This is a genomic window from Paraburkholderia sp. GAS333, assembly GCF_050435665.1.
Classification (GTDB): domain Bacteria; phylum Pseudomonadota; class Gammaproteobacteria; order Burkholderiales; family Burkholderiaceae; genus Paraburkholderia; species Paraburkholderia fungorum_A.
Genome location: NZ_JBNDKS010000004.1, coordinates 265,072 through 278,264 on the forward strand (window position 1 = coordinate 265,072; position 13,193 = coordinate 278,264).

Annotated in this window: 9 protein-coding genes; 7 read left to right on the forward strand and 2 right to left on the reverse strand. The window is 63.5% G+C overall.

All coding sequences use genetic code 11. From position 1 onward, the window contains the following. Window positions 1–30 precede the first annotated feature (30 nt). The 7 genes from ABH945_RS23230 to ABH945_RS23260 all read left to right on the forward strand — a co-directional run bounded on the left by ABH945_RS23230 (window position 31) and on the right by ABH945_RS23260 (window position 9,213). Window positions 31–1,224, forward strand: a complete 1,194-nt coding sequence (locus ABH945_RS23230) for a pyridoxal phosphate-dependent aminotransferase (protein WP_074768898.1) — start codon at window positions 31–33, stop codon at window positions 1,222–1,224. Between the two features lie 102 nt (window positions 1,225–1,326). Next, complete coding sequence (locus tag ABH945_RS23235) at window positions 1,327–2,073, forward strand: FadR/GntR family transcriptional regulator (protein ID WP_074768896.1); 747 nt, start codon at window positions 1,327–1,329, stop codon at window positions 2,071–2,073. A 357-nt stretch (window positions 2,074–2,430) separates the two neighbouring features. After that, window positions 2,431–3,174: a (Fe-S)-binding protein gene (locus tag ABH945_RS23240; protein ID WP_429252056.1), complete on the forward strand. Its 744-nt coding sequence runs from the start codon at window positions 2,431–2,433 to the stop codon at window positions 3,172–3,174. Then, on the forward strand, window positions 3,171–4,562 hold the full coding sequence (locus ABH945_RS23245) for a lactate utilization protein B (protein WP_074768892.1): 1,392 nt from the start codon (window positions 3,171–3,173) through the stop codon (window positions 4,560–4,562). The genes ABH945_RS23240 and ABH945_RS23245 overlap by 4 nt, the downstream gene beginning before the upstream one ends. Beyond that, entirely contained in the window at window positions 4,549–5,133 is a 585-nt protein-coding gene (locus ABH945_RS23250) for a LutC/YkgG family protein (protein ID WP_429252057.1), read from the forward strand. The genes ABH945_RS23245 and ABH945_RS23250 overlap by 14 nt, the downstream gene beginning before the upstream one ends. A 70-nt stretch (window positions 5,134–5,203) precedes the next feature. After that, on the forward strand, window positions 5,204–6,940 hold the full coding sequence (locus ABH945_RS23255) for a VRR-NUC domain-containing protein (RefSeq protein ID WP_429252058.1): 1,737 nt from the start codon (window positions 5,204–5,206) through the stop codon (window positions 6,938–6,940). Continuing rightward, a complete protein-coding gene (locus ABH945_RS23260; RefSeq protein WP_429252059.1) occupies window positions 6,937–9,213 on the forward strand; it encodes an ATP-dependent DNA helicase in 2,277 nt (758 codons plus the stop codon). The genes ABH945_RS23255 and ABH945_RS23260 overlap by 4 nt, the downstream gene beginning before the upstream one ends. 40 nt (window positions 9,214–9,253) lie before the next feature. On the opposite strand, the gene ABH945_RS23265 is transcribed toward ABH945_RS23260, so the two are convergent. Both ABH945_RS23265 and ABH945_RS23270 read right to left on the reverse strand, forming a co-directional pair. Beyond that, a complete protein-coding gene (locus ABH945_RS23265; RefSeq protein WP_429252060.1) occupies window positions 9,254–11,887 on the reverse strand; it encodes a mechanosensitive ion channel family protein in 2,634 nt (877 codons plus the stop codon). A gap of 253 nt (window positions 11,888–12,140) precedes the next feature. Next, a complete protein-coding gene (locus ABH945_RS23270) occupies window positions 12,141–13,052 on the reverse strand; it encodes a LysR family transcriptional regulator (RefSeq protein WP_429252061.1) in 912 nt (303 codons plus the stop codon). Between the last annotated feature and the right edge of the window lie 141 nt (window positions 13,053–13,193).

Here is a 13,193-nt window from a genome sequence, read left to right on the forward strand (position 1 = left end):
TGGCGGGTCCAATCGGAACGGATGAGTCCAATGAAGTATTCGAGTCTGGTCGAGCGCTTGCAGGGCAGGCGCACGTCGGCGTGGGAAATCCATCGGGTCGCGCAACAGGCGGCGGCCAATGGCGAAGACGTCATCGTCTTGAGCGTGGGCGACCCCGATTTCGCGACGCCCGCGCCGATCGTCGAACGTGCAATCGACGCTTTACGCAGCGGCGATACGCATTACAGCGCGGTGTCCGGACGTGAGCCGGTGCGTGCCGCCATCGCAGAAGATCATGCGCGCACGACCGGCTGCGACGTGAGCGCCGCCAATGTGATCCTCACTGCTGGCGCGCAGAACGGCGTGTTCGCCACGTCGCTATGTCTGCTTGAAGCGGGCGACGAAGTGATCGTCCCCGAGCCGATGTACCTGACCTACGAAGCCTGCGTGCGCGCGGCGGGCGCGACACTCGTGCCGGTGCCAGTCGATCCGGCGCGCGCCTTTCACGTCGATTGCGACGCGCTGGAGGCCGCGATTACACCGCACACCAAGGCCATTTTCTTCGCGACACCGTGCAATCCAACCGGTGTGGTGATGCAGCGCGCGGACCTCGAACGGATAGCGCGACTCGCGTGCAAGCATGATCTGTGGGTGCTGTCCGACGAGGTCTATGCGGACCTGACGTTCGAGCGTGAGCATCTGGGCATTGCGTCGCTGCCGGGTATGGCGGAGCGCACGGTGACGCTCGGCAGTCTGTCGAAGTCGCACGCGATGGCGGGGTGGCGCGTGGGCTGGGCCATCGGCCCGGCTGAACTGATCGAACATATGGGGCGGCTCGCGCTTGCGATGCTGTACGGTTTGCCCGGCTTTATCCAGCAGGCGGCATTGACGGCCTTGCAGAACAAGTCGGAGATTGCCGCGCAAATGCGCGAAATTTACCGGCGTCGGCGCGATGTGGTGTTCGAGCGCTTGCATCGCGTACCGGGTTTGCGTTGTCTGTTGCCGGAAGCCGGTATGTTCATGATGGTCGATGTCAGCGGTACGGGACTCGATACGGTGGACTTCACGTGGCAGCTTTTTCGCGCGCAAGGCGTGTCGGTGCTCGACGCGAGTGCTTTTGGCGAGACGGCGAACGGTTTTGTGCGGCTGGGCTTCGTGGTCGACGAAGCCCGGTTGATCGACGCGTGCGAGCGGATTGCGGCGTTTGTCGACGGGCTGAAGAGTAATCAGGCCATGCGCGGCTGAACGGTATAATTCACGCACTTCAAGGGCAGTCGATCAACTGGCTTTCTTGCCTAAGTCCGCTGCCCGAGTTGCGTCCTCAACCCGTCTCACCATCCGCCGCCCATGCCATTTCAGCCGATCCAGTCCTTCACACGCAAACGGCTGTCCGATGTCGTGTCCGACCAGATCAAGCAGCTGATCTCGGAGGGCACGCTGATGCCCGGCGATCGCTTGCCGGCCGAGCGTGACCTGGCGACGCAACTCGGCGTATCGCGGCCGTCGCTGAGAGAGGCGCTGATCAGGCTGGAAGCGGACGGCTACATCGAAACGTCAGGGCGGGGCGGTTTTACCGTCGTCGACATGACCGCGCCGATTATTTCCCGGCCGCTTGCCGAACTGCTGTTGCAGAATCCGCGTACCAGTGCCGATATTCTGGAGTTGCGCCAGGGGCTCGAATCGATTTCAACGGTTTATGCCGCGCAGCGCGCGACCGCCGCCGACCTGAAAAAAATCACCAAAGCGTTCGACGCATTGAAGGCCGGCTCGCAGTCGCAGGATCGCGTGAATCTTGCGGAACTGGATGCCGCGTTTCACCTGGCAATCGCCGACTCCACGCATAACGTCGCACTCGCGCATGTGATGCATGGCATTCACACGCTGATTCGCGAAGGCATGCGCCAGTACCATCGGCTGATCGATTACGACGACGCGATGGAAAAGCAGTTGATGAACCAGCATCAGGCGATCTACGACGCTGTAATCGCTCGCGACGCGCAAAAGGCGCGCAAAGCCGCCGAGCGTCATCTCGCCTATGTCCGCGAAATGTATAAGGACGATGCGGCGAAACCGTCGGCGAGCGAGGTTTCGTGAGACCTGTTTGAACGGCTGACGGTCCGGCCGCCTGCTTTTAATCACTGACTGCGCCCGCCGATTCCGGCATTCGAATAAACGCTGTAAGGCGATGCCTGAGCTCGCCAACGCGCGCGCCTTATCGCGTCGCTTAAGCCCTTCGCTGCACCCATTCCCGACCCATCTGCCGATTGACACCCACCAACGATTTCCCTATATTTCGTTGGTCAGACCAACCATACCAGTCTTACTGGTCGATAAACGGCCGACACAACCCCACATCGTCCCCGTCGAGGAAAGCCCGCTTTGTCGCCCGCCCGCCAGTCTCCGCAATAGAGCGAACGCCTCAGCGGCTGCTGCTTTTCTTTCAATGAGCTTATGAAAGTCGCCCTGTTTATCCCTTGCTTCATCGACGCGTTCTATCCTGAAGTCGGCATCGCCACGCTCGAATTGCTCGAACGCTTCGGCATCGACGTCGATTATCCGCAGCAGCAAACCTGCTGCGGTCAGCCGATGGCCAACAGCGGTGCGCATGCCGAAGCCGCCGGCACTGAGCGCGTGTTTGCGAACAACTTCGCGGGCTACGACTACATCGTCGGACCTTCGGCGAGTTGCATCCATCATGTGCGCGAGCACCTCACCGCGCTGGAGCAGACCGACGAAGTGAAGAAGGTCCGCGCGAGCGCGTACGAACTGGTCGAGTTCCTGCATGACGTGGTTGGCGCGCGTGAATTTCCGTGGGCCGAGTTTCCGCATCGGGTGGGGTTGCACAACAGTTGTAGCGCGCTGCGTCATCTGAAAGAAGCGTCGGTGTCGGAAATCGCGGCCACGCCGTTTTCGAAGCCGCGTACGTTGCTCGAAGGCGTGAAGGGGATCGAGTTCGTCAAACCGGCACGCCCCGACGAATGCTGCGGATTCGGCGGTACGTTCTCCGTCACCGAAGAGCCGGTGTCGGTGCGCATGGGACAGGACAAGGTGCGCGATCATCTGAACGCGGGCGCCGAATACATCGTGTCGGGCGACATGTCGTGTCTGATGCACCAGCAAGGCTGCGCTGAACGCATGAAAGCCGACGCGCGCTTCATTCATATCGCGCAGGTCCTCAACGGAGCACGCGTATGAGCCGGATCGATCACGCGAAGGCGGCGGGTGCGTTCATCAAGAAGACAGAGCACGTCGCGTTTCACGACAAACGTCTGTGGGATTTGCGTGAGAAACGCGACGCGCAGGCGCATGGCATTGCCGAATGGGAAACGCTGCGCGAACTGGCGTCGGGAATCAAGGAACACACGCTGTCGAATCTGTCCGACTATCTCGCGCAGTTTGCGGCGGCAGCGGAAGCGAACGGTGTCGTCGTGCATTGGGCCGCGACCGCCGAAGAGCACAACGCACTGGTGCACAAGATCATGTCCGAACGCGGCATGACCACGCTCGTCAAAAGCAAGTCGATGCTCACCGACGAATGCAAGATGCGCGAATACCTCGAACCGCGCGGCATCACGGTGATGGAAACGGACCTCGGCGAGCGCATCCAGCAACTCGATCATCAGGACCCGAGTCATATGGTGGTGCCTGCCGTGCACAAATTGCGCGCGGATGTGGCCGAGCTTTTTGGCCGCACCATTGGCACCGATCCGAAGAACAGCGACATTCACTATCTCGCCGAAAGCCAGCGGATGAACACGCGGCCTTATTTCGTGCGCGAGAAGACAGCGGGCATGACGGGCTGCAATTTCGCGGTGGCCGAGACGGGCACGGTCGTGGTCTGCACGAATGAAGGCAACGCGGATCTGTCGGCGAATGTGCCGCCGTTGCATATCGCGTCGATCGGTATCGAGAAACTGATTCCGAAAGTATCGGATCTCGGCGTGTTTATCCGCATGCTGTCGCGTAGTGCGCTCGGCTCGCCGATTACGCAGTACACGTCGCATTTTCGCGCGCCGAGACCCGGCACCGAAATGCATTACATCCTCGTCGATCACGGCCGCTCCGAGCGGCTCGCGATGGAGGACTTCTGGTACTCGCTCAAGTGCATCCGCTGCGGTGCGTGCATGAATACGTGTCCGGTGTACCGGCGCAGCGGCGGCCTGTCGTATGGCGGCACTTACTCGGGGCCGATCGGCGCGATCATCAACCCGACGTTCGATCTGAAGCGATATAGCGCGTTGCCGTTTGCGTCGACGCTCAACGGTAGCTGCACGAACGTGTGTCCGGTGAAAATCAATATTCACGAGCAGATCTACAAATGGCGCACGGTGATTGCCGAGCATCATGAAGTGCCGTTCGTGAAGCAGGAGGTGCTAAAAATGGCGGGGCGTTTGCTCGCGAGTCCGACCTTGTATCGCGCGACGGTGTCGTCGATGGGTAGCGCGTTGCGGCGTCTGCCGAATTTCGTGCTGTATAACCCGCTGAATATCTGGGGCAAGCAGCGCGAGTTGCCGGAGGCGCCGAAAGAAACCTTCCATGCCTGGTACAAAAAGAATCGGGGAGGTAGCGATGACAACGCGTGACGCTTTTCTGGCAAAAGTGCGGCAGGCGCAGCCGCCCGCGCGGCCGCGTCCTGACGTGCCGCTTTTCACCGCGGCTGGCGGCGATCTGCGCGCACGATTCACGACCGCATTGCAGGCAATGGGCGGCACGTGTATCGACGCGGCGGCCCCGGCCGACGTGAGCGCGATGATCCGCGAACGCTTCGGCGATACGGCGTCGATTGCGTCGGCCGCCGCTGAAGTGCAGGGCACGCGCGCACTGACAGCGGACACCGAGCCCGCGTCGTTGCAGGACATCGATATCGGGGTGGTGCGGGCGCGCTTCGGCGTCGCCGAAACCGGCTCGGTGTGGTTCAGCGAGCGCGAATACGTGGTCAATGCGTTGGGATACATCGTCCAGCACCTGGTCGTGCTGCTCGATCCCGCACAGTTGATGGACGGCTTGCAGGATGTTTACCGTCGCGACGATTTCCGCGATGCGCGTTATGCGGCGCTTGTCACGGGACCCTCGGCCACGGCGGATATCGAAGGCGTGCTGATTCGCGGCGCGCAAGGCGTGCGTTCGCTGACCGTGGTGTGGCTCGCGCCCTGAAGCTTCACGACTGAACGCGCCATGGACTTTGCTATCATCACTGTATAAACATACAGGGTTCGCAAAGTCCGTGGCAACTGACGTCCGGTCAGATTTTCCGTCTGACACTCCTTACTACCTGCTGAATTTCGAGCGCGCGCTCGCGTGGCTTGCCGCGCGTTATGACGACTTGCTGGACGCGCACGAGCACGCGTTTCTGCGCGATTTCGCCGGGTTGCCGCAGGCATCGCGCGCATTGCTGGTACGCATGCTGATGCGCAAAGGCACATTGTTTCGCGCGAGCCGGCTGGTCTATGACGAGATCGGCTGCCCTTTGCAGGCGGCGGCTCCATTGGCTGCATCCGGCTGGATCGACGCCGAACCCGCGCTCTCTATCGACGACCTGTTCGCGCTCTCCACACGTCCCCAGTTGCTCGAGATTTTCGCCGACGCCATCGCATTGATCCCCGGTGCGAAGGCTTTGCGCAAACCCGATCTGCTGGAGACGCTGCGCCCTTTTTATTCAAGCGACGACGACCAGCAGCAGCCACTTGCTGCATGGCATCCACACACTGCCGATTGCGTTCTTCATGTTGCCATCGCGCCACTTTGCGAACGCCTGCGGTTGATGTTCTTTGGCAACTTGCAGCAGGATTGGTCGGAGTTCGTGCTCGCGGACCTCGGCGTGTTCCAGTATGAAAAGGTCGCGTTCGCGCCGTCGTCGCGCGCGTTTCAGCAACGCGCGGACGTCGACGTGTATCTCGCGTTGCATGCGTGCCGCGAAGCGCTCGAATGGCTGCCCGCAGACGATCACGCCGCGCTGGACGAACTGGTTGCCACCATCGGCACAATCGAAACGGCGAACCCGTGGCTCGAAACGCGTCGCGCAAAACTGTTGTTTCGAATTGGCTACGATTGCGAACGTCGGCGCAATTGGGCTGCTGCGCTGGCGATTTATGAAAGTTGCGCGTGGCCCGGCGCGCGGCATCGGCGTATGCGTGTGCTTGAACGCAGCGAGCGTTTCGACGACGCGTTTGCGTTGGCATTGCAAGCCGCAACCGAGCCGGAAAGCGAAGAAGAGGCGCAGCGTATTGCGCGGATGTTGCCGCGTTTGCGGCGCAAGCGCGGTGAGCCGGTCATGCGCACGCCGGCCGCGCGTCCGGTCGAACGCAGCACGCTGGTGTTGCCGAAGCCCGAGGTTCCGCAATCGGTCGAATATGTCGCGCGCGATTATCTGAGCACCGACGCCGCGCCAGTGCACTACGTCGAGAACGCGCTGATCAATTCGCTGTTCGGTCTGCTGTGCTGGGAGCCGGTTTTTGCGGCGCTGCCCGGCGCTTTTTTTCATCCGTTTCAACGCGGTCCGGCCGATCTGCATGCGCCGGATTTTCACGCGCGTCGTGCGGATCAGTTCGCCGCGTGCCTCGCGCAACTCGACAGCGGCGTTTATCGCGAGACGATTCAACGGCATTTGCACGCGAAGGCGGGCTTGCAATCGCCGTTCGTATTCTGGGGACTGTTGTCCGCGGAACTCGTTTCGCTTGCGCTCGACTGTCTGCCTGCCGCGCATCTGAAACTGTGGTTCGAGCGCCTGCTGCGCGATATTCGCGGCAACCGGTCGGGCTTGCCCGATCTGATCCGTTTCTGGCCCGATGAGCGGCGTTATGAATTGATCGAAGTGAAAGGGCCGGGCGATCGCCTGCAGGACAATCAGATTCGCTGGCTGGCGTATTGCGCGCAGCATGCAATGCCGGTGCGCGTGCTCGACATTCGCTGGGCCGGAGAAGAGAGCGTCGGGGAAGCGGAATTCGGCGGAGCGGCCGTATGAACTATGTAGTCGCGGTTCGCGCGCTGTGCGAATTCACTGCGAGACGCGGCGATCTGGATCTGCGCTTCACGCCCGCGCCGACTTCGCTCGAAGGCATGGCGGGGCACCTGACCGTCGCGGGTCGTCGCACGAGCAGCTATGAAACCGAAATCGCGCTGACGGGCACGCATCGCAGCCTGACCGTGCGCGGCCGCGCCGACGGCTACGACCCGGTGGCGCGCCGGCTCGAAGAGATCAAGACGCATCGCGGCGATCTGGCGCGAATGCCCGCCAATCACCGCGCGCTGCATTGGGCGCAGGCGCTGGTGTACGGCCATCTGCTGTGTCGCGCGCGCGGGCTTGCCGGGCTGGACGTTGCGCTCGTGTACTTCGACATCGGCAGCCAGAAAGAAACGGTGCTGACGCAAACGCATACGGCGCGTGAACTCGAAATTTTCTTCGTCGAGCAGTGTGAAAGTTTTCTCGATTGGGCCGTGCAGGAAGACGCGCATCGCGTCGCGCGCAATGCCGCGCTCGGCGCGTTGCAGTTTCCGCATGGGCAGTTTCGCAGTGGGCAGCGTGAACTGGCGGTGTCGGTATATCGGGCGGCGCGAGACGGTAAGCCGCTGATGGCACAGGCGCCGACCGGCATCGGCAAAACGCTGGCGACGATTTTTCCGCTGCTCAAAGCGTGCGCGTCGGATCAGATCGACCGCGTATTTTTTCTGACCGCGAAGACGCCGGGCCGCGCGCTGGCCCTCGATGCAATCGACACGCTGCATCGAAGCGCGGCGGTGTCTTCCGCACCGTTGCCGCTGAGAACGCTCGAACTGGTCGCCCGCGACAAAGCCTGCGAGCATCCCGACAAGGCGTGTAACGGCGATTCCTGTCCGCTTGCGCACGGGTTCTACGACCGGCTCGACGCGGCCCGCGCCACGGCGCTGGCAGGCCCGCGTCTGGATCGCGCAGCGGTGCGCGACGCGGCGCTGGCGCATGAAATCTGTCCGTACTATCTGGCGCAGGAGTTGGCGCGCTGGGCCGACGTGGTGGTCGGCGATTACAACTACTATTACGACGGCAGCGCGATGCTGTACGCGCTGACGCAACTCAACGAGTGGCGCGTCGGCGTGCTGGTGGACGAAGCGCACAACCTGCTCGACCGCGCGCGTGGCATGTACAGCGCGTCGCTCGATCAGGCGGCGTTCCGGGTCGCGCGCAAGAGCGCACCCACTACGTTGCGCCGCCCGCTCGAACGCCTGCAACGCGCGTGGAACGCGGTAAAACGCGCGCAGACCGACACCTATCAGGTCTACGCCGAGGTGCCGGGTCAACTGCTACAGGCCGCGCAGAATCTGATCGGCGCGGTCACCGACCAGCTTGCCGACGCACCGCTTTCCATCGACGAAGCGTCGCTGCGGTTTTTCTTCGACGCGATGCATTTCGTCGCGCTGGCCGAGCAGTTCGGCGAGCATTCGATCTTCGACATCACGCTTAACGCCGACCGCTACGCGCCGCGCGGCAAGACCAGCGCCACGCTGTGCGTGCGCAACGTGATCCCTGCGCCGTTTCTGGCGCCGCGTTACGCGGCGGCCCGTACCACGGTGATGTTTTCCGGCACGCTCAACCCGCATCATTTCTATCTCGACACGCTCGGTTTGCCGGACGACACGCAATGGCTCGATGTCGAAGGGCCGTTTCGCGCGGAGCAACTCGAAGTGCGCGTGGCGGCCAACGTATCGACTCGCTGGCGCGACCGCGAGCAATCGCTCGCGCCGATCGTCGATCTGATCGCCACGCAGTACGCGAGCCGGCCAGGCAATTACCTGGGGTTCCTGAGCAGCTTCGATTATCTGCAACAGGTGGTTGAATTGATGCGCGAGCGGCATCCCGATCTGCCCGTGTGGGCGCAGCAACCCGGCATGGACGAAGCCGCGCGCGATGCATTTCTCGCGCGATTCCGCACCATGAATCAGGGCGTGGGGTTCGCGGTGCTCGGCGGCGCGTTTTCGGAGGGTGTCGATCTGGTCGGCCAGCAGTTGATCGGCGCGTTCATCGCCACGCTCGGCTTGCCGCAGATGAACGACGTCAACGAGCAGATGCGTCGCACGATGGACGCGAAGTTTGGCAGCGGGTACGACTACATGTACCTGTACCCGGGTTTGCGGAAAGTGGTGCAGGCGGCAGGGCGCGTGATCCGCACGGAGCAGGACCGTGGCGTGGTGCATCTGATCGACGATCGCTACCGGCGCCCCGAAGTGCGGCGCCTGCTGCCGCGCTGGTGGGTGGTGCGGTAGGTTCGCGCTACCGCACCGTGCTTCGTTGCGCTTTTCTGCGTTATTTGTGAGGCGAGGGCGTGCCCGGATTCGCAGGCGTTCCCGGGCCACCGGCCGGTTGCGGATCGACCGGAATCTGATCTTCGACCGGCGCATCGCCGTCGTCGTCTTTTCGCGGCACATCTGCTGGAGACGGCGGAGGTGGCGCGTCATCCTTCGCCTCGGGCGCACGCGTTTCGCCTCCGCCGATCTGCGCGGGCACGCTCTCCGGGTCCCACGTCAGAAGATGGCGCTGCGGATTCGCAATCTCGATTCCCAACTCACGGAACCGGTCGAGAATGCGCCGGTTGAATTCGCGCTGCACGCCCCAGCGGGTCGTGTCGCGGCATTGAATCTGACCGGCGAGCGTAACAGCCGAGCCGTCCACGCCATCGACGCCCCAGAACGAGAAGTCCGACAGGATGCCGTCCTTGAACTTGTCGTCCTGACGCAGCGCCGCGCCGATTTCCTTCAGCGTGTCGATCGCGAGATCGGTGTCCTGGCCGAACACGATATTGACCCGTACCGCCGCATTACCCAGCCCGCGATTGGTGTTGTTCACCGTCGATACCGAACTGAACGGCACCGTGAACAGCGAGCCGTCGCTACCGCGCAGCCGCACCGTGCGGATCGACAGATATTCGACGGTGCCCGACACGCCCGCGAGCGTGACCCAGTCGCCGACCTGCATCGCGTTTTCCATCAACAGGAAAATGCCGGTGATGAAATCCTGCACGAGCTTTTGCGAGCCGAAGCCCAGCGCGACGCCGAAGATACTCGCGCCCGCCAGCAGCGGCCCGATGTTCACGCCGAGTTCGCTGAGGCCGGTGAGCACGACCACCAGCGCGATCACGCAAAAGAGGGCGCTGCGCAGCATCGGCAGCAATGTGCGCAGGCGCGCGGCGCGCACCAGATCGCCGCTGGTGGTCCAGCGGTCCAGCCGCTGTTCGACCGACACGTTGACGGCTTCCCATACGACCAGCGCGATCACCGCCGCCACGCCGATGGTCGCCAGCGCCGACGCGAGCCGGTGCCCGACAGTGCCCGCACCGAACAGATCGACCACATCGACGCCCCACACCTGCAGCAGCCCGAGCGCGGTCGCGATGCCGATCAGCCAGCCGATCAGGCGGCGCAACAGCGGGTAATAACGGTACGCGTGCTGATGCACGAGCGACTTCTGCGACTCGTCTTCCACGTGAAAGAGCCGCGCCAGCGCACCGAAAATCACGATCGACACGACCCGCGCGCCGACGAGGATCGCGATCGACAGGCCGCCGACATGCAGCAGCGTGTGATAACCGTTCTGCACGTCGAACGCCCAGACGACCCACAGCGCCATCACGATCGCGACCGCGAACCACGCCCACGCGTCGGCGAATGCGTTGCCGAGCATCTGCAGCGACGCGTGCGCGGCAAAGCGTTTGCGGATCAACTCGCCGACCGGCCGTGCGCATTGCAGGATCAGCACCGACAGCATGACGTGACCCGCCAGCGTGACCACCTTCAGCAACGCGAGATGCGCGGCATCGTTCAGGCCGACCGACTGCGCGACTTCGGCGAGCGCGACGCCGCTGCCGACTACGGCGACGATCCGCACGATCCAGCGCTGCACGAACATCGCCCACGCATCGCTCATGTTGAGCAGCCGCAGACGCGGCGCGGTGGGTTGCAGGAAGAACCCGAAACCGATCACGATGACGCGCGACAACACGTAGATGTCGATCAGCGAATCGAGGGCGCGGTCTTGCGCCGTGCCGTTGTCGGCGTAGATCGACATCAGCGCGCTCGCCGCGCCGACGAAAACCACGAGCGGCAGCAACCGCAACACGGTGATGAACAGCGCGCGCGGCAGACGCTGCAGCAGCGTCCAGTGATGCCGCGCGTTCTGCTTGCCTTTCGCTTCGATCACCTTGCTATCGGCGGGCGACTTGCCGGCGGTGCCGGGCGCGGCGGGTGAAACCGGCAGCGCGGGTGCGGCGTTCGGTGCATCGGCGGACGGCGGCACGACATCGACGGGGAGATCGGCGCGCGCCGCTTCGTCCTGTTCGTTACGCTCGCGGCGTGCGGCCAAGGCCAGATAAGCACGGCGCAACAGCCGCCGCGCGAGCCATTCGAGCACGAACGCGGGAATGAGTGCAGCGAGCAGCGAGCCGATGACGCGCAGCAGCGTCGCGCGTGCTTCGGGGTTGCTCGATTGCCAGTTCCACCACGCGTGGACCGAGGTCACGTCGAGCAGCGCCGCGACCGACCCGCGCAGCGACTTGCCGAATTTGACCGCCCAATGCGCGCCCTGACGGGCCAGTTGCGACGCGAGTCCGTTGGACTTGAAGGCGTCGGGGACAATCGCGGCCACTCCGCTTGCCGGAGCCGCAGCGGGCGCCGAGGCGGCTTGCGGCGCGGATGCGGGCGGCGCGCTCAACGCACCGGCGGCGGCAATCGCCTGCAAGGTGTCGGCGACCTGCGCGCGGCGTTTCGGATCGTTGAGCACGTCGAGCGCGGCGCGGGCCTGCTGGGGCGTCAGGCTGACCGCCTCGCCGGAAGCGGGTGACGTGGACGCTGCTTTGGCCGCAGCGGTGGCGGCAACGGCGGCATCGGCGGATGACACGCCGAAGGCGAAAAGTAGAAGTAACCAGACGTGAAGTAATTTGCGCATAGGGTGTAAAGCGAGGTACCAGGTGCAGATGATTGTGCCGAGAGTGGTGGCGGAACAAAGGGAGGGCTTCGGCGGCGTGACCATGAACCGACACGGGTCAGGTCGTACAAGTTCCTCGGAAATGCGGCGGGGCGGCGCATCACGGCGTGTCAGGCCTGGTGTGATGCGTCGGTTCGTGGGTCGACTCATGGGTAACGATAGCCCACCTCGAACCGCACGCCCGACCCGCTTCAGGTAGCACGAAGCTTGCCCGTCAAGCAGAGCCGCCTTCAGCACCGCCGGCCGCGAGACGCAAAAATTCGCGTGTGGACGCCGAGCGGTCGAACGCCCGTGTCGCAATGACGATCTCGGTGAAACAGTTTGCCATGTCGAGCGATTTGAACACTGCGCCGTCGGCTGCATAGCGGGCAAGGTTGCGCGGTACGAGGCCGAAGCCAAGCCCAGCCGCCGCGAGCGCGACGACGCTCGCGGAATCGGCGACACGCAGCACGCGGCGCGGCTCGAAACCGGCCTCGCGGCACAGCTCCAGCGCGCGATGACCGATACCGATCCCGGCGGGGTCGTCGACGATGACCAGCCGTTCGCGCGCCAATTCGCGCAGCGACAGCGCGCTTCCTTCCGTGGCCGCGCAGGCGGGGTGGTCGCGCGGCAGCACGGCGTCGAGCGGCGTGTGCGAAAACGGCGTGATCCTGATCGTCGCGGGCGCAACGCCTGCCGGCGAGCGCAGGAACGCCACGTCGATCCGCTCCTCGCCCAGCGCGCTCAACTGCTCCTGCACGCCAATGCCGATCAGTTCGAGTTCCACATCCGGCCGCGCCAGCGAAAAGCGCTTCAGCAGCGCGGGCAATTCCGGTTCCAGCATCGCCGAATGAGCGTAGGCGACGCACAACTTGCCGAGTTCGCCACGACTCGCGCGACGGCCCGCCAGCACGGCGGTCGACGCATTGTCGAGCGCGATTTTAGCGTGTTCGAGAAAAATCGCACCCGCTTCGGTCAATTCGATCCCGCGACGTACGCGGCGGAACACCTTGAATTCCAGCGACGCTTCGAGCGCCTTGATCTGCTGGGTGACCGCCGGCTGGGCGATTCCCAGCCGCTCGGCGGTACGGCCAAGGTGCAGTTCTTCGGCGGCGATCACGAAGGTGCGGAAGTGGCGAAAATCCATCGAATGAAAGGGGGCGCGAAGCCCTGCCTAGATTGTGAAATAAGTTTATCTTATCAAAAACGACGGTTTGCCTTGCTTGATCCTTAATGCTGCGACGCGTCAAATAGGGGCCTCGGTTGAACAAAAGCACGTTCGACCCAT